Raw genomic sequence first — 21,075 nt, 5'->3', positions numbered from 1 at the left:
TTACGCCCCGCTAATCAACTCCGCCTTCCTTCAAGTCGTTTTATTTCTTCACGGATGCGTTGTACGCGTCGACCACTTCTTTTTGCGCGGCATCCTGAGCTTCCTGGAGCAGCTGCTTCGGATCGGATTTTTCGTCCGTAAGCGCCTTTTGAACCGCTTTAACGACATACGGAGTCAAGCGTTCCTTCAGGAAATATTCCAGATGCGTATCGGATGCCGCTTTGTTCACGGCCGCTACAAGCTTAGGCGAAATGTCTTGCGCGAATTGGGATGGATCAACGTCGGAGCGAACGGACAGCAGATTCGGGAAGATTCCGTTGTCCTGCTGGAATTGAAGGTATTTCTCGGCAACCTCTTTGGAGTTCAAGTACATGATGTATTGCCAAGCCGCGTCTTGCTTCTCTTTGGTCGTCTTTGGATTAATGATCCAGTAAGCGCCGCCGATTTGTCCCGGACCTTTGCCGCTTGGGCCTACCGGATAAGGCGCAAAACCAACGTCGTTCAAGTCCATTCCTTGCGCAACATAGTCGCCGAATCCGCCGGAAGCTGCGTTCGACATCGCCGCGCGGCCTTGGAAAATATCGTTCATGTTATCCTGATAGCTCTGGAGCACGTTGTTTTGCACGATTTTATCCTTCCACTTCAGATCTTTATAGAATTGCAGCGCGGTTACGGAAGGCTCTTCCGTAAAGGCCAATTGCACCGTACCGTCCGGATTGACATGCGTCAGGTCGCCGCCCGCCTGCCATACGTAGTACTCAAACCACCAGTCTGCCCATTCCATGCCCAGCAGCGTAATGCCGTACTGCTTCTTGGCCGGATCCGTCAGCTTCTTGCCGAATTCAACAAGCTGATCCCAGTTCGCCGGAGGGGTATCGCGGTCAAGCCCCGCTTCTTCGAACATCTTCTTGTTCCAGAACAAGCCCGTTACGTACATATCGTGCGGAACGCCGTACACTTTGCCGTCAATGGTACCCGCTTCCATCGAGGATGGGATGAATTTATCTTTGTCCGAGTAGCTGTCCCAATACGGAGTCAAGTCAAGCGCAAGACCTTGGCCTACCCAGTCCGCGATAATCGGAAAGTGAGCCGAATGGTAAGCATCGGGGCCATTGCCGCCCGCCATCGCCGTTACGAATACTTCACGGTCGTTTGTGCCCTGCGGCATCAATTCGTGCTTTACTTTAATGTTGGGATGCTGCGCTTCGAAATCCGCGTAAACCTCTTCTTTGATGGATTTCATCGTGTCGTCCGGATTCGGCTGATCCCATACCGTAATTTCGACGGTGCCGCCGTTTGAAGCCGTATTATCCGCCGTCGCTTCCGCGTTATCAGACCCGTTGTTTGCCGCCGCGTTCGTGCTCGAAGAGTCATTAGTCGCTTCAGAAACGTTTGTCGCGTTGCTGCTATTTCCTCCACTGCAAGCTGATACCATTAGCATTAAGACAAGAGCAATTGCCAGACTGGACCACGTTCTAAACCGCTGCTTCTTCTTCAATCGAACGCCCCCTCAAATGGTTATCGGATTTACAAATTCAGTATAGGACTTAAATGATAGCGCTTTCTATGCAATATCTTAACCTCCTATTAGGAATATTTTAAGCAACTTTGGAATCAGGACTCTCCTAGAAACAGGAAAATAGTCAAAGCTATCGAATACCTTCTGAGTAAGCGGTTACAGATGCGTTGGGAGGTAGCTTGAACATGTGGTCTCGTTTCCTCAACCTGAACATGCAGTTCCGCAATAAGATGATTCTCTCTTTCTTTATCGTCATCGGCCTTACAGCAATCATTATGGGCTACTCCTACTATCGCATGATGAGCCGCGAGCTCGAAGCCTCCACGCTGCAAGGGCTGGAGAGGATGACCACGCAATCGGTCGATACGCTGGATCTTCATTTCAAGACGGCCTCCAATATCGGCTACAGCTATTTCAGCGATACTTCGCTGCAGAAGTTTCTCGATGGTCCTCCCAATACCGACAATGAACAATATTACCGGAACCGGATTATCTCTAATAAGCTGCAAAATCCTCTCATTTCGTTCATTTCCATCACCCGCTTGGACGGCCAGCAAATTTCGAGCTACTACTATTACAATCGGAACGTCAAATCCCTTCTGGATGAAGAGCAGGCGCACCTGTTCGACAAAGCGCTCCGAATGGACGGCACCCCCTTCTGGACAGTCTCGCATACAACCATAAGCACAACCGTCACGCCCGTCAAAACGGTCAGCTATATTCAGCTGCTCAAACGAATTACGATGAATGAACAGCACCCGATCGGGTACATCAAGATTGATATCGACCCCGGCGTGCTGGACAAAATTTTCCCGGAACCGCAAAAAAGCGACGCCAGCAAGTACTATATCGCGGACCGCTCCGGCCATATTATTTTCGCGCAGAACAAGGAAGACATCGGCAAGTCCATTGCGGGAAGTCCCTTGTTCGCGGCTTACAAGATGGCGCCAAGATCAAGCGACTACGTAAACTTCCGCTACGAAAACCGGAACAAAACCTATATCGGCTTCTATGAACGACTGGATGCCGGCGACTGGATTGTGATCGGCAATATTCCGCTGGATCAAGTGCTAAGTAAGGTAAACTCCTTCCGCCATACGCTAATCGTGATCGCCATGATCAGCTTTCTTGCCGCCATGCTCATCGCTTCTCTGATTGCCGCTGGCGTTACCCGTCCGCTGAAAGAGCTCAACAAAAAGATGAAGCAGGTGGAAATGGGCGATTTCGGGGCTACCATCGAGGTAAAAGGCAAAGACGAGCTGTCTACTATCCAGCATAGCTTCAACAAAATGACCGCCGAGATTAGTACACTCATCTCTAAAGTGTACGAGACGGAGCTATTGAAAAAGGAAGCGGAGATTAAGGCGCTTCAGACGCAGATCAACCCTCATTTTCTCTACAATACGTTAAGCACGATCGACAGCATTTCATCGGTTAACGGGGACGAACGGGTCTCTTTTATATGCATCGCGCTCGGAAGCATGCTCCGTTATAACTTGAACGGCGGCAGTCTCGCCACCGTTCAGGAGGAAATTACGCATCTGAATCAATATTTATCCATCTATCAAATTCGGTTTGCCAATGTGTTTGCTTACGAGATTGAAGTGGAGCCGGGTATGGAGGATCTCATTTTGCCGAAGTTTCTCATACAGCCTTTAGTCGAGAATGCCATCATTCACGGCTTGGAACAAAAGGTCGGGAACAAGAAGGTGCGCATCACGCTTGGCAGCGTAGACGATTCCTTCTTGAAAATCATCATAGAGGATAACGGGGTTGGCATGGATCCTGCCATGATCGAGCTTTTTCACCGCAAATTGAATAACCCGAACGCAATCGTGTCCAGGCAGACCTCTTCCAGGACGATGATTGGACTAGCGAACGTATTCAAACGGATTCAATTGTATTACGAAAGCGATCCGAGGGTTGAAATCTACAGCCAGCCGGGCGCAGGCACCAAAATTTATTTCGAGCTGCCGAAGCGGACGGCATAAGGGGATGATCGGATGAAGGTACTTATCGTGGAAGACGAGCCGCTTCTGCGGGAAGGTTTAATTCGAAAAATCGATTGGAAGACGCTTGGACTTACGCTTGCCGGAGAAGCGGGAGACGGATTCGAAGCGATGTCCCTGCTCGTTAGCTGCCAGCCGGATATCGTCCTTACCGATGTTCGAATGCCGGGCATGGACGGACTTCAGTTCATTAACCAGGCGCGGGCGATCTCCCCGAATACGAAATTCGTCATTATTAGCGGCTTTAACGAGTTCGAATATGTACGCGAGGCGCTGCTCAATCATGTGAAGGATTATTTGCTTAAGCCGATCGATAAGGAGAAGCTGCGCGCGCTTCTTGCCGGCCTGGTGGAGGAACTGCGGGCAGAAAGGCAGCAGGAAGCGGATCTCTCCAAGCTGAACGCGCTGGACGAAATGATCCGCCAGAGCCATTTGCAGCCGCTGGATTTTCAGCTTACGCATCTGATCACGGAGCAGGATGCCCACTGGGATGGTCTCCCTGTCGAGCTGCTGCACTGCTGCTCGTTCGTTGGCATCTCCGTGCGTATCGTCTACCGCAACGAGACCTCCCGCTTCAAGGAGAACGAGGAGCCGCTCGCCCGCTTCGCCGTCCAGAACAGCATTGAGAACGCGCTCGCCGCGCTCCCTGTTGAAATCCTTGCCTTCAAGCATGCTTACCACTCGGAGGAGATTGTTGTCTTTCTCGCCTCTCCGAATCGTGTTCTCGAGCCGGAAAGCATCGTGGAAACGTTAACGCAGACGGTTGGTTGGATCCGCCAGCATCTTGGGCTTGTCGTATCTATCGGCGTCGGCGGCGTAAAAGAACAGCTGACCTTGCTAAGAATCTCCTGTCTGGAAGCAAGGAAGGCGCTTCAGAACCGGCTGCTATTCGGCGGCGGCAACGTCTACACGGATACGGTTAACCAGTCGCATGCGGCGACGGTATTTCCGCTCCTTCATCAAGCGGAGCGCGGTTTAACCGCCTTGCTGGAGGATGGTCAGCACCGCGAATTTCTCGCTTTTGCTTCCGAGCTGTTCCACACCCTGGCGGAGTCGCCTGACGCACGGTACGAGCATGTCGAGTATTTGTACACCGAGATCATTCACGTTCTCCGCAAACACGCCGCCAAGACGGCCTTCGAACTGCCGAACTGGAATCTCGGGACGCCGATCGCCAGTCTCGAGAGCTTTACGGATTGGCGCCAGATTATTTCGGTTATCGAACAGCAGCTTGAAAGGCTGAGCAATGTGCTGGGTGGCGGAGCCGAGCGTTCCTGCGACGACATAATCGATAGCGTGCAGCAGTACGTACAGCAGCATTACGACGAAGACCTGTCGCTGCAATGGGTCAGCGACAAATATTTTATCCACCCCAACTATTTCTCGAAGCGTTTTAAGCAGATCGTTGGCATCAGCTATAACGACTATGTAACGCGAGTGCGCATCGAACGGTCCAAGGAGCTGCTCAAGACGACAACGCTCAAGATCGCTCGAATCTCTCAGCTAGTCGGGTACGAGGATCAAGGCTATTTTTGCAGCGTGTTTAAGAAAGTGACCGGCGTTAGTCCGTCGGCCTACCGGATCTGAATTTAAACCGGATTAGAGTGATCACCGATTGAATGAAGAGCAGCAGCAGGATGCCGCTTAAGAACGAGTAAAAGTTGATGTAAATCGTATTGGTATAGGGGTTCAGCCAGCCGAATTCATTCGTTCGGCCATCGATCCGATCGCGTATCCGCTGGGCTTTATCCACCTGAAGCAGGAGCGATACCGCCAGCAGAGCAAGTAAAATCACCGATACCCGGACTCTATTGTACTGCACCAGATACCGTTCTTTATGTACGATAAAGGCAATGCCGGTCAACAGCAGCAAATACGCCGGCAACTCGAGAAAACATAGAATAACCGCGGGGTTCGAGTTGCCGGAAATGTTTTTGCCCGGGATCATCTCGATCGTAAACCAATCAACAAGAAAAATGAGAATAACATTAATCAGGAACACAACAAGCGTCGCAATCCGCAGTACTTTCGTATTCAATGTTCCGCCCCTCCCGCAATCCGAGCTTACTCAGCTATCAATTACCGCAGACTACTATTGTACCGCTCTAACGGCTGGTTCAAACCCCGGTTGCTCCGGTTCCTCATCGGAGCCTTCTTCCTGCACACCCGCCAGCCGCCAACCTCAAACCAATCTGCCAACAATCGCTCCTCTTCGGAACAAGGCACTCTCGCTTCATCCGCTATAACACGGTTTTTACCTGTGCGGGACGACGGGTGGCGAGGCCCCCGCCGTCCAAACAACAAAAAATCCGGCGCCTCAGGCACCGGATTCGTCTACTTCAAAATAACGCTGCTGTATGGCGGCAGCGTGACGACGCCGCCGCTTAGCTCGGCGGCGTTGTCGCTCTTGCGGCTCAGCTTCGCGAATGAGCCGTACTCTTCGGCCAGCTCCGCCTTCTGCGGCTGGCCGGACAAATTGTGCAGCACGAGCACGCGCTCGTCTGCTGTTGCCCTCACATACGCGGATACTTGCGGTACCGCGTTCTTCAAGCTGTACGCGGCGATACCCCCGTCGCGCAATGCCGGCTCCTCGCTGCGCCACTTGAGCAGCATCCGATACCAAGCAAGCAGCGACTGATCATTCTGCTGCTCGCTTTCCACCGATACCGCAGAGCCCGCAGCATTGTACTTGCTCTGCTCCCAGCTGGTCTGGCCCTCCCCGCCAGCGGGGTCGGCATACCAGATCATCGGCTCGCGCAAATACTCATCCGGCTTAGCCCCGGCCATGCCAAGCTCTTCGCCGTAATAGATAAACGGATTTCCCGGTAGGGTGAGCAACATGGCTGCAGCCATCTTGGCATGAGCCAGATTGCCGTTCAAAGCGGTCATCACCCGAGTCTGATCATGGTTGCTCAGAAACGGCGCGTCCACATACGTTCCGCCCGAGGACTTCTCGTACAACCCGTATGCCTTGCCAAGCGTAAAGGCCAGATCCGAATCCCGCTCCCGGTCAGCCGAGCTGATCAGCTTGCCGGCGAGATCGAAATCAAATGCCGAGTCCAGCGCCTTATCCAGATAAGGAGCAATAACAACGGGCGAATCCCATACCTCGCCTACCAGGTACGCATCCGGCTTTACGCCGGACAAGCCACTGCGGAACTCCTGCCACCATTTCTTATTCGCAGCCTGAATCTCCGGGCTATTAATGGTTGAAGCATAGTCTCCGTAAATATGCTTGGCCGCATCAAGCCGGAAGCCGTCGAGCCCCTGCTCCAGCCAATATTGGCCGACGGACACAAGCTCTTGGCGTACGTCTGCGTTGTCAAAATCCAAGTCCGGCATGCCTTCCCAGAACACGCCTAGATACTTGCTTTTCCCGTCAGCCGTCACATGCCACGGATTGCTGCCAACCGCACCGTCCGCCTTCGCATCCTCATCGGCCCCCGCAAAATGGTACCAGCTCCGATAAGGACTATCCGGATCCGCAAGCGCCTCCTTAAACCACGGATGCTCCGTGCTCGTATGATTCACGACCAGATCCATTATGACCTTAATGCCGCGCTTATGCGCCTCATCCGTCAGCTTCTTCAGGTCATTCAGCGTACCGTAATCCGGATTGACCGCCCGGTAATCCGTCACGTCATACCCGTGATAGCTTGGCGAAGGATTAATGGGCATAAGCCAAATGCCGCCGACGCCGAGCTGCTGCAAATAGTCCAGCTTGGCCGTTACGCCGTTCAGATCGCCAATCCCGTCCCCATTCGTATCGTAGAAGGACCGGACAAAAATCTCGTAATAAACGGTGCCCGGCTGTTCATCCACCGGCTCCGCAGAAGCCTCCTTCACAGCAGCGGCAGCCGTCGGCGATGCCGAGGCAACAGGCTTACTCTCAGCCTTCCCGCCGCCAGCGTTATTCGCCGAGCAGCCCGCAAGCAAAGCTGCCAAGGCGGCAGCAATCGCGGCACGCACAAACCAACCTCCATACGCCATAGCCAAGCCTTATCCTTTCGAAGCGCCTGCCGTAAGCCCTTGAACAAGGAACTTCTGCAGGAAGACGAAAAGCAGCGTAATCGGAACCGCAATCAAGACGGCGCCCGCGGCAAACATCGTAAAGTTCGAGTTCTGGTACGAGCTGACCAGATCCCACATGCCGACGGCAAGCGTCCAGTTCTCTTTCGAACGAAGCACCAGCCGGGCGAAAATAAAGTCGACCCAAGCTCCCGCAAACGTCGTCAGCGCGACATAAATCAGAATCGGACGGGCAAGCGGCAGCATAATGCGGTAGAAAATTTGCAAATGGTTCGCGCCGTCAATCCGAGCGGATTCATCAAGGCTGCGCGGAATCGTATCGAAGAACCCTTTTATCACAAACCCGTTCATCAATACCGAACCCGCGGAATAAACGATGATGATCGCCGCATGGGTATCCAGCAGGTTAAGCTGAAGCAGGAAAATATACACCGGCACAAGGCTCATAAAGCCAGGGAACATGCCGAGGACTAGCAGGGTTGTCAGCAGGGTTTTCCGCCCCTTGAACCGGAAGCGCGACAACGCGTACATGCTCATCGTCGAGAGTATCGTCGAGAAAATCATCGACAGAAACGCGATTTTCAAAGTGTTCAGATACCATCTGCCGTACAGGAATACTTTCGAATGGAACAGCTCCGTGTAGTGCGACAGCGTAAACGTCTTTGGAATAAACGAATCGCTGTATAACGAAGTGCCCGGACGGAACGAAGACAGCAGCACCCAAAGGGCAGGATAAAGACAACAAATCGCGATGACAGTCAGCACCGCATAGCTAAGCGTCAGCCGAATATAACGGCTCCTCGATTGACCAGCCTTCATTGGATCATATCCTCCTCTTTGAACGACTTCGTACGGCGGTAGTTAATGATCGAGAACGTTGCGATAATAATGAAAATAATAATGCCAATCGCCGAAGCCATATTGAATTGGCTGTTGTTCAGCGTCAGTTTGTACAGCCACGTGACAAGCAGGTCCGTGCTGCCCGCATATTGATAATTGCCGTTCAGCGGTTCGCCGTTTGTCAGCAGGAAGATCAGGTTGAAGTTGTTGATATTGCCCGCAAACTGCGTAATCAGAATCGGCGCCGTCGCAAACAGGACAAACGGCAGCGTAACGATCCGGAACTTCTGGTAGCCGGAGGCTCCGTCCACGTCCGCCGCTTCGTAGAGATCCTTCGGAATGGCGGTTAGCACGCCAAGAATGAGGACCATCGACACCGGAATGCCAACCCACATATTCACGAGAATAGCGGTCGCCTTCGCCCAGGTCGGATCCGTCAGCCAAGGCAGCTTGCCAAAGCCGAAGTACGACAGGTACTGGTTAATCGGGCCAAACTGTCCGTTGAACAGGTTGCGCATCACAAGCAGCGAGATCAGTTGCGGAATCGCGTAAGGCAGGATGAACAGCGTCCGCCACAGCTTTTTAAACTTCACATCCTTCTGTTCGATAAGCAGGGCGACAAGCAGGCCGCCGAAATAGCAGGTTGCGGTCGCCAGCACGGCCCATATAATCGTCCAGGTAAAGACGCCAAAAAACGTTCTGCTCCAGGATTTCAGCGTCAGCAGATCCTTAAAGGTGTTGAAGCCGACCCAATCGACCAGCTTCGCCGGCGGAATATGTTGAGGCAATGAGTAGTTCGTGAAGGAAAGCAAAATCATGAAGACAATCGGCATAATCGTCAGGAACAATACGCCGAGGCCCGGAATGGTCAGCAGCAGATGAGGAAACTTGCGGTCCCACACATAGCTGATGGACTCCCGGAAGCTCGCGGCCTGAATGCCTTGATCTCTTTTTGCCCCCGTACGGTACGCATCGCGGATATTCATAATGTAAATGGCAATAAAAAGCGCCAATACTAAAATCGTAATTAGACCGTTAATCATCAGGAAGATCGAATGATCCCCTTTGACCGTCTGATAAACCTTGCCTACCTTCACCATCTTGGATGGTGCGTCACCCAGCGTCCAAATCCCCCACAGATCATGCACAAGGCGCGGTATAAAATAACCAAGCGCTGCCGCCTCCGTCAGGAGCAGCAGAATGCCTTTCAAATATTGCCGGTTGTACAGTTGGCCAAGCCCCATAGATATGGCGGACAAAACAGCACTGCGACGACCATTCATACCCGTGTACTCCTTCCACGGCTTACGCCCGCCGAAACTTTTTTCGGCGGGCGAGCCATCTGTCTCTTATTTCGAATGCCGTTATTTCGTCGCGCCTTTAGCCGCCTCTTGTACTTGCTTAACCGCATTGTCGAGTGCTGCTTTTGGATCTTTGTTCTCGTTCCAGATGTCGGCCAGAGCCGCGCCGATCGGATCCCATACCTTGCCCATTTCCGGAATGGAAGGCATCGCTTGCGAATTTACGAATTGCGCTGCAAAGCCGCTCGAGATCTCATCCGCTTTGAACGATGGATCTTCCATCGCTTCTTTGTTCGCCGGAATCGCGCCAGTCAGCGAGTAGTCTTTCAACTGGCCTGCTTTGGAAGAAATAAAGTTAGCAAACAGACGGGAAGCATTCGGGTATTTCGTAAACGAGTTCACGTACCAAGCTTTTACGCCGGAGAACGAAACAGCCGGTTTGCCGTTGATCGTCGGAATTGGAGCTACGCCAAAATTAATGCCCAGGTTCTTGAAGTCGCCGACTTTCCAAGGACCCGTAATCGTCATGGCCAGCGATTTGTCGGCGAATTTGCCTTGGATAATGTCCGCGGAAGCGTCGCCGGATTTGATCGGCAGAATTTGCTTCAAGGACTGGAAGTATTTCAGACCTTCAACCGCGCCATCGTTGTTCAGACCGATGTCGGCAGCGTTTGTGCCGTTCTCGCCGAACACGTAACCGCCGGTTGATGCGAAGAAGATGTAGTTGAAGTAGAAATTGCCCATTTCCCACATGAGGGCATATTTATTTTTTGCGGGATCATTAAATGTTTTCGAGAAGGTAACGATGTCGTCAAACGATGCCGGAGGCGTCTGTACCAGGTCTTTGTTGTAGAACAGCGCGTAAGTTTCTACCGAACGAGGGTAGCCGTACAGGATACCGTCCGAAGTTACCGCGTTAACCGCAGCTTCCGCGTTTGCCGTTTTTGTCTCTTCTTCGAAGAAATCGTTAGGAAGAATAAGTCCGGCTGCTACCGCTTGGCCAAGGTTGTCATGCGGGAACGTTACGATGTCGGCACCGATGCCCGCAGGACCGTCGGTTGTCAGCTTTTTCACTTGGTCCGGCGACTCTACTTCTTCGATTTTGACCGGAATGTTGTATTGCGCCGTAAATTCCTTCGCCATTTCTTCTACGAAGCCGCGTTCGTTCTTCGAATCCCATACAGTGAGCGTTGCGCCTTCTTCCGGTACGATCGCCTCGTCTGCCGGCTCCTCGCTTGCGCCTGCATTGCCTGCGTTAGCCGAAGCTTCTTCCGTTGCCGCGGGAGCGTTTGTAGCCGCGGAATTGCCGTTGTTATTGCTGCCGCCGCTTCCGCAAGCCGATACGATGAACAATGCCGTAATCATCGTCGATACAAACCATTTTTTCATTCTTAATGATCCCCTTCCGTAATGTATGACTTGGGATAGATGCGCCCGATCTTACCCGTTTTCCGTGCCTGCAGCGGGTATGCCGCTATTTGTCGTTTTGTGCAAACGTTTGTGCAAATGGCAAAAGAAAAGTAAGGGTACACGTCGTTTTCATTCGTTTCCGGCTGATTATACGCCGATTTTCGCAATGAAAGCGTTATATCCACGAGTTCATCATACAACAGCCTATTAGGTTTGTTAAAACGTTTGCACAGATGATCTATGCAAGTAATTTTATGGTTATCTCCCGTTTTCTTCGATTTTCTTGAATTTGCCCAATATTTCACTTGTGGCTTGGCAAAGTTCCGAACTGCCAGTTTACTTTAAAGACCCGTTCAAGTAACATGGATGCATAGAGTTCAAACGATTGCATAAGAGTAAGGGGATCACGATAACGATGGTAACCATTAAAGATATTGCGAAAGCTGCAGGCGTTTCCCCTTCGACCGTGTCGAGGGTGGTATCCAATCATCCTCGAATCAGCAAGGAGACGTCCGCCAAGGTGAAAAAGATCATGGAGGAAATGGGCTATCACCCGAATGTCATGGCTAAAAGCCTGGTCTCCAAGACAACCAAGACGTTAGCCATCATGCTCCCCCGCCCTGCGGAAGAGCTGTTCCAGGACTTCTTTTTCGGGGAACTGTTAAGAGGAATACTGACCCACTCCACCAGAGCGGGCTACGATATGCTGCTTACGACGGCAACAAGCGCGCATGACGAGACCGAGACGATCTCCCGGCTTGTGTTCGGCAGGCGCGTAGACGGCGTGATCCTGCTGTCTGCACGGGTGAATGATCCGCTTATCCGTTATTTAAACGAGCAGGATTTCCCCAGCATTCTGATCGGACGCGCCGGCGAGGAATACAGCCGCGTGATGACGGTCAACAACGATAACGTACAAGCTGCTTACGACGCCACTCAACACCTGATCAAGCAAGGCCATAGCCGAATCGGTTTTGTGAGCGGACCAACCAACCTGACCGTTTCGAACGACCGGATGGAAGGCTATAAAAAAGCGATGCGCGAGGCAGGACTGCCCATGCAGTCGGAGTGGATTGTGGAAGGCGAGTTCCTGCAGGAAAGCGGCTTCCGGGCTATGTCTTTTATTATGGGACTGCCGGAGCGCCCGACAGGGCTTGTGGTCATCGATGACGTGGTGGCGTTTGGCGTGCTTCGCGGCTTAACCGAAATCGGCTACAAGGTGCCTGATGACATCAGCCTTGTCAGCTTTAACAATATTGCGTTGTCCGAGCTTGCCACGCCGCCAATCAGCTCCGTAGATATCGGAACGTACCAGCTCGGCTATACGGCCTCGCAGCTCTTAATCCGTCAGATTCAGGACGAGCCGATCCATCAGTCGGATGTCATTATCCCGCACCGGCTGATCGTACGCGAATCCTCCGTTCGCCTTGCCGCCAGCCGCGGTTTTTAAGTATGCAAAACCTTTCCCGTGCGCACACTACTGCCTAGGAAAGGAATGTGAAACCGTATGACACAAACAAATGACGTTCTTAATAAACAAATCGCCAATTGGAGCGTCCTGTACATCAAATTGCACAACTTCCATTGGTATGTCAAAGGCACTCAGTTTTTCACCCTGCATGTGAAGTTCCAGGAGTTCTACGAGGAAGCGGCTCTTCATGTCGATGAGCTTGCCGAACGGCTGCTGGCGTTAAAAGGCGCACCGGTTGCGACGATGGCGGAATATCTGCGCATCGCCAGCATCAAGGAAGCGAGCGGCAGCGAATCGGCCCACCAGATGGTGGAGACGTTGATTACCGATTTCTCCATCGTCATCAGCGAGCTGAAGGAAGGCATGGATATTGCGCAAGACGCAGGCGACGAAACGACCGCCGATATGCTGCTTGCCATCCATACCACCCTCGAGAAGCATGTCTGGATGCTGACCGCGTTTAACGCTTAATTATTTTCGTTATATGACAAACACCCCCGCCTCAGCCTTCCGGCCTCCGCGGGGGTGTTTGTTATATTGCAAGAAAGATCTACGCAACCGTTTGTCCGGCTGCCTGCTCTTCCGCATCCTCATGCTTCGTGAGCACTTCCTTCTTCAAGAACCAGGTTATTACAAAGGATACTGCCGCGAATCCAAGCGCTATAGCGAAGATATGGTCAAAGGAATTAGCGAATACCGTTTGTATCTTCAGCACAAGATCTGATGGCAATCCGGCCGGAATCCCGCCTGTCTTGATCGAATCGACCGTCTCCGGATCCATTCCGCTGGACAAGCTGTTTATGCCGTCTTTAATGCTCTTGGCGAGAACACTGCCGAATACGCTAAGCCCAACTGTAGCGCCAAGCGACTGGAACAGCTGAACCGTGCCAAGCGCTACGCCGCTATGCTTTTTCTCTACGGACTCCTGCACGATCAGGTTATCTCCGCCAAACAGCGCTCCAATGCCTAGTCCCATAACAAAGAAGGCAATAATAACAAACAACGGAGTTGTGCTTACGGCCAGCTGCGTGAGCATGAATATTCCCACAAGCGGCAGGACGAAGCAGGTAATAAACAGGTTGCGATAAGCGACGCGGGTAATTAAAAACCCGTTTACGATACTGGACGGGATGGCTCCGGCCATAAAGGCGAACATCAGATAACCCGCTTCGGTTGGCGTAAGTCCCATCACATTTTGCGCGAAGAACGGGAAGGTTGCGATTCCGCCCATAAGCCCAAGCATTAACGTAAAGACAAGAAGCGATAATACAACGACATTCCGGTTGCGGAACAGATGCAGCGGAATGATCGGCTGCTTCGCTTTCGATTCAATCCGAATAAACAAGCCGATTAATACAGCGGACAAAACAAGCAGTCCTATAATAATCGGGGACGACCAGCTTAATCCTTGGTTATCGATCAGTACTGGCGCAATCAGGAAGGACAGTAATGCGACGACAAGCGTTCCCGCCCCTGCCCAGTCAATCGTATGCTTTTCTTCCCCTTTGGACTCATGCAGTCCTTTGAACAAGAAGGCAACCGCGATAACCGCTACGGGAATATTAATGAGGAACAACCAATGCCAATTGAGATTTCCGACAAAATAACCGCCGATCGTTGGTCCGATTAGCTGCGGCAGAATCATCAGCGGACCAATAAGGCTCTGCACCTTCGCGCGCTGCTCCAGCGGGAAGGATTCTCCGATAATAACTAGAGCGATTGGCATTAATCCGCCTGCGCCGATCCCTTGAATGCCTCTGCCGATAAGCAGCTGGGCCATGGAGTCGGCGGAGCCGCACACGATGGAACCGAGGCAGAACAAGGCCATACAGCTCATGTATATTTTTTTCCGGCCGAATACATCCGCAAGCCTGCCCAATATCGGCATAGCAATCGTCATAGCCAGCATGTATACGCCTGCTACCCAGCCGTACAGCGATAAACCGTGCAGCTCGCGGATAATCGTTGGCATTGCGGTTGAGACGACGGTCTCATCCATCTCGGCGAATATAAGGCCAAGAAGCAAGCCGATCAGGATGAGCGTTTTATTGTTTTTATTCACAGTCACAGATAAGCACCTCTCCACTTCTTTGATCTGGAATCATCTTAACCGCCGAATTTAAACGGAATTTAAACCGAAGCAGAAAAAAGACTGTCGATTCTAGCTCGACAGTCTAACTCGTTTTATGAGATGCTATACCAGCTTCACCGTGCAGCTTGCTGCTTTTTCGCCGTTAAACAGCGCTTCGAGCACGTCGCCGTCATGCAAAGCGGCTACGCCGGCAGGCGTGCCCGTAAAGATAATGTCGCCTTCGCCAAGGCCGTAACGCGAATCGATATGACGCACCAGCTCGGAGATGCTGAACAGCATATCCTTGGAATTGCCAAGCTGCGCTTGCTCGCCGTTGCGAATGAGGGCAAAATCAAAGGCTTTCAGCCCCTCCTCGCCCGGATAAGCCATCCATTCGCCAAGCGGAGCGGAGGCTTTGAAGCCTTTGGCATCCAGCCAAGGCTGGCCTTTTGCCTTCAGCTTGCTTTGCACGTCGCGCAGCGTCAAGTCGAGTCCTAGCGCCAATCCGTCAATAATCTCATCCGGCGACATGCCCGGTTCAAGCCGACGCGCAATGCGAAGCACCAGCTCCAGCTCGAAATGCACTTCCCCGCGTCCGCCCGGAATTTCGACGACGTTGCCGTTCATCGGCGCAACCGCATGAGAGGGCTTCGTAAAAACAAGCGGCTCCTCCGGTACTTCATTACCCAGCTCAAGCGCATGCAGCCGGTAGTTCCGGCCGATGCAATAGATGTTGCGAATATCGTTTGCCATGGTTGGAGTTCCTCCTAATAAGAATTGCGAACAACAATTGCGAAGTCATTTTCGCTCCGCAAGCATAAGTCTATTTCTTCTGAGCCGCGATCTTCTCCGCCAGCTCGTTAAGCTCCGCCCAGCGGTCCATCAGCTCTTCCAGCTTGGACTCCAACTGCTGCTGCTCTTCCACTAATTGCTGCAAAAGCGCGGAATCGCTGCCCGCGTTATTCATCTTTTCCGTCACGGCCGCCAGCTGGCTTTCCGCTTTCTCGATCCAGCCGTCAATCTGCTCGTAATCCTTCTGGTCCTTGTACGACATGCGCAAACGTTCGCCGGAAGGCTTGCTTCCGCCATCTGCTGCCGAAGAAGGTTCTGCAGCTGGCTTAGCTGCCGCCTGTGCCGGTTTTATGCTGCCTGCCGAGTCGGTAGTGCCACCATACTTCTCGACATATTCCTGGTATTCGGTGTAGTTGCCGACATGCTGCGTAATGACCCCATCGCCTTCAAAGGCGAAGATTTTATCGACGGTCCGGTCAAGGAAGTAACGGTCATGGGATACCACAAACACAACGCCGGGGAAATCGTCGAGGTAATCCTCGAGTACCGACAATGTCGCAATGTCCAGGTCATTGGTAGGCTCGTCGAGCAGCAGGACGTTAGGCGCATTCATCAGGACGCGCAGCAGCTGCAGACGGCGCTTCTCTCCGCCGGAGAGCTTGCCGATAATCGACCATTGCATCGCAGGCTCGAAAAGAAACCGCTCCAGCATCTGACCGGCAGAAATGGTCGTGCCATCTGCCGTCTTCACCTGCTCCGCTCCCTCGCGGATATACTCGATGACGCGAAGCGACTCATCCATCTCTTCATGCTCCTGCGAGAACCAACCCAGCTTAACGGTCATGCCAAGCTCGATCTTGCCTTCATCGGGCTTCAGCTTGTCCGCGATGAGCTTCAGCAACGTAGACTTACCTTCGCCGTTACGGCCAACGATGCCGACGCGGTCTTCCGGTACGGCGATATAGCTGAAATCGCGGATAAGCGTACGGTCGCCAAACCGTTTGCTGACCGATTCCATCTCCACGATTTTTTTGCCGAGTCGCGTTGACGCTACCGATACGTCCATTTTGCCGCCTGCTTGCTTCGGCGCTTGCGCCTTAAGCGCTTCGAACCGGTCGATCCGGGCCTTCTGCTTGGTCGACCTGGCTTTCGCTCCGCGCCGGATCCAAGCCAGTTCGTTACGCAGCAGATTTTGCCGCTTGTCCTCGGAAGCCGCTTCCCGCTCCTCGCGTTCTACCTTCAGCTCGAGGAAACGGCTGTAGTTCGCTTCATAGAAGAACGCCCGCCCTTTATCCAGCTCGATGACGCGGTTGCTTACCCGGTCCAGAAAGTAACGGTCATGGGTAATCATGAGCAGCGCGCCTCTGCGCTTTTGCAGCATGCTCTCCAGCCACGCAACGGATTCGTTATCGATATGGTTGGTAGGCTCGTCCAGAATAAGAATATCCGAAGGCTGCAGCAAAGCCGCCGCCATCGCCACGCGTTTTCTCTGCCCGCCGGAGAACGTCTCTACCTTATCGTTGAAGTTTTGGATGCCCAGACGGCCAAGCGCCGTCTTTGCTTCGCTTTCCAGCGTCCAGGCGTCCAGCTCGTCCATCTTCTGATTAGCTTTGATCAGTCGCTCCTGCAGCGACTCGTCGCTTGGCTTCAGCTCAAGCGCTTCAAGCGAAGCCGCATATTCGCGAACGGCGCGCAGCTGCGGCGAATCGCCGCCAAGCACATGCTCGAGCGCCGTCTCGCCCGGCGCGAATGTCGGGTCCTGCGCCAGCATCCGCACAACGACGCGGTTGCCGATCGAGATGCTGCCGGAGTCGGCAGGCTCAAATCCGGCGATAACCTTCAGGAACGTCGACTTGCCCGTTCCGTTGACGCCGATAATACCGATTTTATCGCCCTCTTCGACGCCAAAGGTCACGTCCTCGAAGAGCATTTTCTCGCCGTAGCTTTTCGTTATATGTTCAACCGATAATAAATGCATAATAAGTTACCCTACTTTACATCCAAAATGTGCAGCCGCCCTTGCGGCAACTGCCATCCGTATCATACCATATTCCGCCGCCCCCTGGCACCCGAAGCCATGCAAACATGCATGCTCAGCAACCCCGCCTCACGCCTCATCCCTTACGCAAACAGCTTAACGATGTCGTGCATCGTTAAGCACACCAACTACCCCATTTCTGATGCCTTAACGATACGGCGTATCGTTAAGCTCAGCCAAAACCGCCCATTTTGCTCATTCCGCCAACTTTTCTCTTCCCTTAACGATGTCGCACATCGCCAAGACCATGCGCTTCCCACTAATTAGTCACTTTAACGATGTCCCGCATCGTTAAGCTTAGCTTAGCCAGCCTCCTGCAACCAAACCAGTCTTTGCTGCTTCGGCCTACCTTAAGCTCCCTAAAGAACCTTAAGCCCCCATCTCATACCACGCCGAACTCCGTTAAGGTCCCTTAGGAACCTTAACCCCACAATACAGAGCAGATTCACCAGCCACGCGATCCGCCTTCCGGACGGTCCGCAAACAAAAAAAGGCTCCGGGAAACCCGGAGCCTGCCTTATCTATTAACGTTTGCCAACCATTGCTTCCGGCTTCACGTATTCGTCGAACTGCTCCGAAGTGAGAAGACCGCTTGCGATCGCGGATTCTTTCAGCGTCAGTCCTTTTTTGTGCGCGTTTTTCGCGATTGCCGCCGCGTTCTCATAGCCGATGTACGGGTTCAACGCCGTTACCAGCATAAGCGATTGCTCGAGATTGCGCTTGATAACCGCTTCGTTAGGCTCGATGCCGATCGCACAGTTATCGTTGAACGAGATCATGCCGTCCGCCATCAGAGCAACGGATTGCAGGAAGTTGTAGATAATAACCGGCTTGAACACGTTAAGCTCGAAGTTGCCTTGGCTTGCCGCGAAGCCAATCGTTGCGTCGTTGCCGAACACTTGGCAAGCGGCCATTGTCAGCGCTTCGCTTTGCGTAGGATTTACTTTACCTGGCATGATGGAGCTGCCCGGTTCGTTCTCCGGAATGGAGATCTCGCCAATACCGCAGCGAGGGCCGCTTGCCAGCCAGCGAACGTCGTTCGCAATCTTCATCAGATCCGCTGCGAGCGCTTTTACCGCACCATGCGCGTACACGATTTGATCATGGCTTGTCAGCGAGTGGAACTTGTTAGGAGCCGTGATGAACGTTTTGCCAGTCAGAGCCGTTACTTCTTCCGCTACCTTCACCGCGAAGTCCGGATGAGCGTTCAGGCCCGTACCAACCGCCGTACCGCCAAGCGCCAGCTCGCGCATTTGATCGATGCTTTGAATCAGCATCGCGCGTGTTTTCTCGAGCATCGCATGCCAGCCGCTGATTTCTTGGCCAAGCGTGATCGGAGTAGCATCCTGCAGATGCGTTCTGCCGATTTTAACGATGTTGTCGAACTTCTCCATCTTCTCAACAAAAGTACCTGCCAGTACATCGATCGAAGGGATCAGCTTGTCTTCCACGTCGATGACTCCCGCGATATGCAGAGCGGCCGGGAACGTATCGTTCGAGCTTTGGGAACGGTTCACGTCGTCGTTCGGGTGAATGCGGGCTTCGCTGCCGCGTTCGGCAAGCAATTGGTTCGCACGGTGAGCAACCACTTCGTTCACGTTCATGTTCGTTTGCGTGCCGCTGCCTGTCTGCCATACAACAAGCGGGAAATGCTCGTCCCATTTGCCAGCCAGAATCTCGTCAACCGCTTCGCCGATGACGCCGGCTTTCTCCGCATCAAGCTTGCCAAGCTTCAGGTTTGCGTTCGCAGCTGCTTTCTTGATGATCGCCATCGCATATACGACTTGAAGCGGCATTTTCTCGCCGCTGATTTTGAAGTTTTCCAAGCTGCGTTGGGTTTGAGCTCCCCACATTCTGTCCGCAGCAACTTTGATCTCGCCCATTGTGTCTTTCTCAATCCGGTATTCCATGCTCTTTAACGGCCTCCTTCATGTTTACATGCACATAGTACTACTTTATACAAAATCACCCGGTCATTTCAATACGATTACCGCCTCATATCCATGCCGGGACGGCATAATTCCAAGCCCGGCAAGCAAAAACGCCCCAAGAGGGAGCAGCTACGCTCTCCATCCCCGGGACGTTTCCAAATCTTACAGCCCTTTCGCGGCGCGATAGGCTTCCATATAGGCGCTTGCTTTTTGCTCGATCAGCGAGAAGTCGCCTGTTGCTACGGCATCCTTCGTCAGGTCGGAACCGATACCTACAGCTACGGCGCCCGCTTTGACCCAATCCTTCAGGTTGGAGAGCGATACGCCGCCCGTTGGCATAATGTTTGCCTGCGGCAGCGGACCTTTAATCGATGGAATAATGCTTGGCGAGAACAGGTTGCCAGGGAACAGCTTAACTACGTCAACGCCCATCTCAAGCGCGCTTTGAATTTCATGAACCGTCATCGTGCCCGGCATAACCGGAATCGCGTAACGGTTGCAAAGCTTAATCGTATCCGGGTTAAAAGCAGGTGCCACTACAAATTCCGCTCCGGCCATAATCGCCGCGCGTGCCGTTTCCGGATCAAGCACGGTGCCTACGCCGATAATCGCGAAGTTGTCCGCATCCGGCGAAGCCGTGCTGGAATACTCCTTGGACAGCTGTTCGATCGCACGGAGCGCAAACGGCACTGTCATCGTAATTTCAATCGCTTTAATTCCGCCTTTAATGGCACGGCGCGCCATCTCGGCTACTTCCTCCGGCGAATCCGCGCGCAGAACCGCAACGACACCCGCCTCCGTTAATTGCCCAAGTACTTTCAGCTTCTTCATGAAAAATGACCTCCCATAGTCATAGGTGAAATAAACGCAAAAAGATTGAACATTCCCGCTCCATTATAGGCCTATGTTTAACAATCGGACAACCCTGCAAAAAAACTGGTTCCGTTTTCGCTTGTAAGCGGATACTTATAATATACGAGTCAGACCTCACCAGAAAGGAATGAATCCAATGACAACGCCATCCGCCTCCCATCTGATTACGCCGGGCTCCACCCTTTTCTCCCTGATGACCCGTCACAAGGGCCAACTCATGACCGTATCGACCGCAGCCGGCGATGTACAAGGCATTCTGACGGCTTTTGACCCTGCTTACCTCACCTTGACCACGGATACGAACCAGACCAAATACGTGCTTGTTATGAATATTGCTTCGTTTACCTTTGAACCGGCATATTAATAGTTTGCGCAAGCAAAAAGAGGGTGTCCCCAGCAGCCTGAACCGGCTCCAAAGGAACACCCTCCGTTGTTTATGCTTCATAAACTTCCGAATAATCGATTTCGAGGAACGCTTCTACTTCCTTCTCCCAACGCTCCGATACGAAGGCAACATGCAGCGGATGCGCGTTATAAGCCTCGTAAGCCGCCTGATCGGCGAACTCCATCGAGAATCCGAATTTATAATCATTCTTCGGGCTTACTTGTCGGAAAACCCGGAACCGCTGAACCGTGGGAATAGAACTTAGAATCGCTTTGCCATCCTCGAGAAACAGACGTTCCTGCTCCGAGCCTCCGGCATGCTTCAAGGTGAAAATAACGGAATGCTGAATCCATGTTGTTGCGGGCAAGTGCTTCCTCTCCTTTTAGAACGCTATGATAGGCCAAGC

At 52.7% G+C, this 21,075-nt stretch carries 17 protein-coding genes; 5 read left to right on the top strand and 12 right to left on the bottom strand.

Annotated elements, in window-relative coordinates:
* Positions 1 to 40: 40 nt before the first annotated feature.
* Positions 41 to 1,498 (bottom strand): extracellular solute-binding protein, encoded by a 1,458-nt coding sequence (locus tag CFI03_RS07505; protein ID WP_116394060.1) that lies wholly within the window; start codon positions 1,496 to 1,498, stop codon positions 41 to 43.
* A 206-nt stretch (positions 1,499 to 1,704) separates the two neighbouring features.
* On the opposite strand from CFI03_RS07505, the gene CFI03_RS07500 reads away from it, so the two are divergent.
* Entirely contained in the window at positions 1,705 to 3,510 is a 1,806-nt protein-coding gene (locus CFI03_RS07500) for a sensor histidine kinase (RefSeq protein ID WP_116394059.1), read from the top strand.
* Between the two features lie 12 nt (positions 3,511 to 3,522).
* A complete protein-coding gene (locus CFI03_RS07495; protein WP_116394058.1) occupies positions 3,523 to 5,115 on the top strand; it encodes a response regulator in 1,593 nt (530 codons plus the stop codon).
* Here CFI03_RS07495 and CFI03_RS07490 read toward each other — a convergent pair.
* The 5 genes from CFI03_RS07490 to CFI03_RS07470 all read right to left on the bottom strand — a co-directional run bounded on the left by CFI03_RS07490 (position 5,090) and on the right by CFI03_RS07470 (position 11,087).
* The gene (locus CFI03_RS07490; RefSeq protein ID WP_116394057.1) at positions 5,090 to 5,566 is read right to left on the bottom strand and encodes a hypothetical protein; all 477 of its coding nucleotides are present in this window, start codon (positions 5,564 to 5,566) and stop codon (positions 5,090 to 5,092) included. The two genes, CFI03_RS07495 and CFI03_RS07490, sit on opposite strands and share 26 nt — an antisense overlap.
* A 296-nt stretch (positions 5,567 to 5,862) precedes the next feature.
* Positions 5,863 to 7,518: an alpha-amylase family glycosyl hydrolase gene (locus tag CFI03_RS07485; protein WP_116394056.1), complete on the bottom strand. Its 1,656-nt coding sequence runs from the start codon at positions 7,516 to 7,518 to the stop codon at positions 5,863 to 5,865.
* Positions 7,519 to 7,527: 9 nt separating this feature from the next.
* Complete coding sequence (locus CFI03_RS07480; protein ID WP_116394055.1) at positions 7,528 to 8,376, bottom strand: sugar ABC transporter permease; 849 nt, start codon at positions 8,374 to 8,376, stop codon at positions 7,528 to 7,530.
* A complete protein-coding gene (locus tag CFI03_RS07475; protein ID WP_116394054.1) occupies positions 8,373 to 9,680 on the bottom strand; it encodes a carbohydrate ABC transporter permease in 1,308 nt (435 codons plus the stop codon). Before CFI03_RS07475 ends, CFI03_RS07480 begins: the two co-directional genes overlap by 4 nt.
* 81 nt (positions 9,681 to 9,761) lie before the next feature.
* The gene (locus tag CFI03_RS07470; protein ID WP_116394053.1) at positions 9,762 to 11,087 is read right to left on the bottom strand and encodes a sugar ABC transporter substrate-binding protein; all 1,326 of its coding nucleotides are present in this window, start codon (positions 11,085 to 11,087) and stop codon (positions 9,762 to 9,764) included.
* Positions 11,088 to 11,523: 436 nt separating this feature from the next.
* Here CFI03_RS07470 and CFI03_RS07465 point away from each other — a divergent pair, with 436 nt between their 5' ends.
* A complete protein-coding gene (locus CFI03_RS07465) occupies positions 11,524 to 12,558 on the top strand; it encodes a LacI family DNA-binding transcriptional regulator (protein ID WP_116394052.1) in 1,035 nt (344 codons plus the stop codon).
* A 57-nt stretch (positions 12,559 to 12,615) separates the two neighbouring features.
* Positions 12,616 to 13,050, top strand: coding sequence for a Dps family protein (locus tag CFI03_RS07460; RefSeq protein ID WP_116394051.1), 435 nt, complete (start codon positions 12,616 to 12,618; stop codon positions 13,048 to 13,050).
* Between the two features lie 79 nt (positions 13,051 to 13,129).
* Here CFI03_RS07460 and CFI03_RS07455 read toward each other — a convergent pair whose 3' ends face one another.
* The 5 genes from CFI03_RS07455 to CFI03_RS07435 form a co-directional block, all read right to left on the bottom strand.
* Positions 13,130 to 14,647: an MFS transporter gene (locus CFI03_RS07455; RefSeq protein ID WP_116394050.1), complete on the bottom strand. Its 1,518-nt coding sequence runs from the start codon at positions 14,645 to 14,647 to the stop codon at positions 13,130 to 13,132.
* 126 nt (positions 14,648 to 14,773) lie between these two features.
* The gene (locus tag CFI03_RS07450) at positions 14,774 to 15,403 is read right to left on the bottom strand and encodes a fumarylacetoacetate hydrolase family protein (RefSeq protein WP_116394049.1); all 630 of its coding nucleotides are present in this window, start codon (positions 15,401 to 15,403) and stop codon (positions 14,774 to 14,776) included.
* A gap of 70 nt (positions 15,404 to 15,473) precedes the next feature.
* The gene (locus tag CFI03_RS07445; RefSeq protein ID WP_116394048.1) at positions 15,474 to 17,420 is read right to left on the bottom strand and encodes an ABC-F family ATP-binding cassette domain-containing protein; all 1,947 of its coding nucleotides are present in this window, start codon (positions 17,418 to 17,420) and stop codon (positions 15,474 to 15,476) included.
* Between the two features lie 584 nt (positions 17,421 to 18,004).
* Entirely contained in the window at positions 18,005 to 19,390 is a 1,386-nt protein-coding gene (fumC, locus tag CFI03_RS07440) for a class II fumarate hydratase (protein ID WP_116394047.1), read from the bottom strand.
* A gap of 183 nt (positions 19,391 to 19,573) precedes the next feature.
* A complete protein-coding gene (locus CFI03_RS07435) occupies positions 19,574 to 20,242 on the bottom strand; it encodes a bifunctional 2-keto-4-hydroxyglutarate aldolase/2-keto-3-deoxy-6-phosphogluconate aldolase (protein WP_015842390.1) in 669 nt (222 codons plus the stop codon).
* 178 nt (positions 20,243 to 20,420) lie between these two features.
* On the opposite strand from CFI03_RS07435, the gene CFI03_RS07430 reads away from it, so the two are divergent.
* Positions 20,421 to 20,648, top strand: a complete 228-nt coding sequence (locus tag CFI03_RS07430; RefSeq protein WP_162862767.1) for a DUF2642 domain-containing protein — start codon at positions 20,421 to 20,423, stop codon at positions 20,646 to 20,648.
* Between the two features lie 70 nt (positions 20,649 to 20,718).
* On the opposite strand, the gene CFI03_RS07425 is transcribed toward CFI03_RS07430, so the two are convergent.
* Positions 20,719 to 21,036: a Dabb family protein gene (locus CFI03_RS07425; protein WP_116394045.1), complete on the bottom strand. Its 318-nt coding sequence runs from the start codon at positions 21,034 to 21,036 to the stop codon at positions 20,719 to 20,721.
* Between the last annotated feature and the right edge of the window lie 39 nt (positions 21,037 to 21,075).

It is taken from the genome of Paenibacillus sp. ATY16 (assembly GCF_003399985.2).
Classification (GTDB): domain Bacteria; phylum Bacillota; class Bacilli; order Paenibacillales; family Paenibacillaceae; genus Pristimantibacillus; species Pristimantibacillus glycanilyticus.
This window is presented reverse-complemented; position numbering and strand designations above follow the sequence as displayed.

What these genes read in the sequence shown, in the direction of transcription:
- CFI03_RS07500 (WP_116394059.1), top strand. Translation starts at nt 1,705, where the DNA reads ATGTGGTCTCGTTTCCTCAACCTGAACATGCAGTTCCGCAATAAGATG.
- CFI03_RS07495 (WP_116394058.1), top strand. Translation starts at nt 3,523, where the DNA reads ATGAAGGTACTTATCGTGGAAGACGAGCCGCTTCTGCGGGAAGGTTTA.
- CFI03_RS07485 (WP_116394056.1), bottom strand. Translation starts at nt 7,518, where the DNA reads ATGGCGTATGGAGGTTGGTTTGTGCGTGCCGCGATTGCTGCCGCCTTG.
- CFI03_RS07480 (WP_116394055.1), bottom strand. Translation starts at nt 8,376, where the DNA reads ATGAAGGCTGGTCAATCGAGGAGCCGTTATATTCGGCTGACGCTTAGC.
- CFI03_RS07475 (WP_116394054.1), bottom strand. Translation starts at nt 9,680, where the DNA reads ATGAATGGTCGTCGCAGTGCTGTTTTGTCCGCCATATCTATGGGGCTT.
- CFI03_RS07470 (WP_116394053.1), bottom strand. Translation starts at nt 11,087, where the DNA reads ATGAAAAAATGGTTTGTATCGACGATGATTACGGCATTGTTCATCGTA.
- CFI03_RS07465 (WP_116394052.1), top strand. Translation starts at nt 11,524, where the DNA reads ATGGTAACCATTAAAGATATTGCGAAAGCTGCAGGCGTTTCCCCTTCG.
- CFI03_RS07460 (WP_116394051.1), top strand. Translation starts at nt 12,616, where the DNA reads ATGACACAAACAAATGACGTTCTTAATAAACAAATCGCCAATTGGAGC.
- CFI03_RS07450 (WP_116394049.1), bottom strand. Translation starts at nt 15,403, where the DNA reads ATGGCAAACGATATTCGCAACATCTATTGCATCGGCCGGAACTACCGG.
- CFI03_RS07445 (WP_116394048.1), bottom strand. Translation starts at nt 17,420, where the DNA reads ATGCATTTATTATCGGTTGAACATATAACGAAAAGCTACGGCGAGAAA.
- fumC (WP_116394047.1), bottom strand. Translation starts at nt 19,390, where the DNA reads ATGGAATACCGGATTGAGAAAGACACAATGGGCGAGATCAAAGTTGCT.
- CFI03_RS07435 (WP_015842390.1), bottom strand. Translation starts at nt 20,242, where the DNA reads ATGAAGAAGCTGAAAGTACTTGGGCAATTAACGGAGGCGGGTGTCGTT.
- CFI03_RS07430 (WP_162862767.1), top strand. Translation starts at nt 20,421, where the DNA reads ATGACAACGCCATCCGCCTCCCATCTGATTACGCCGGGCTCCACCCTT.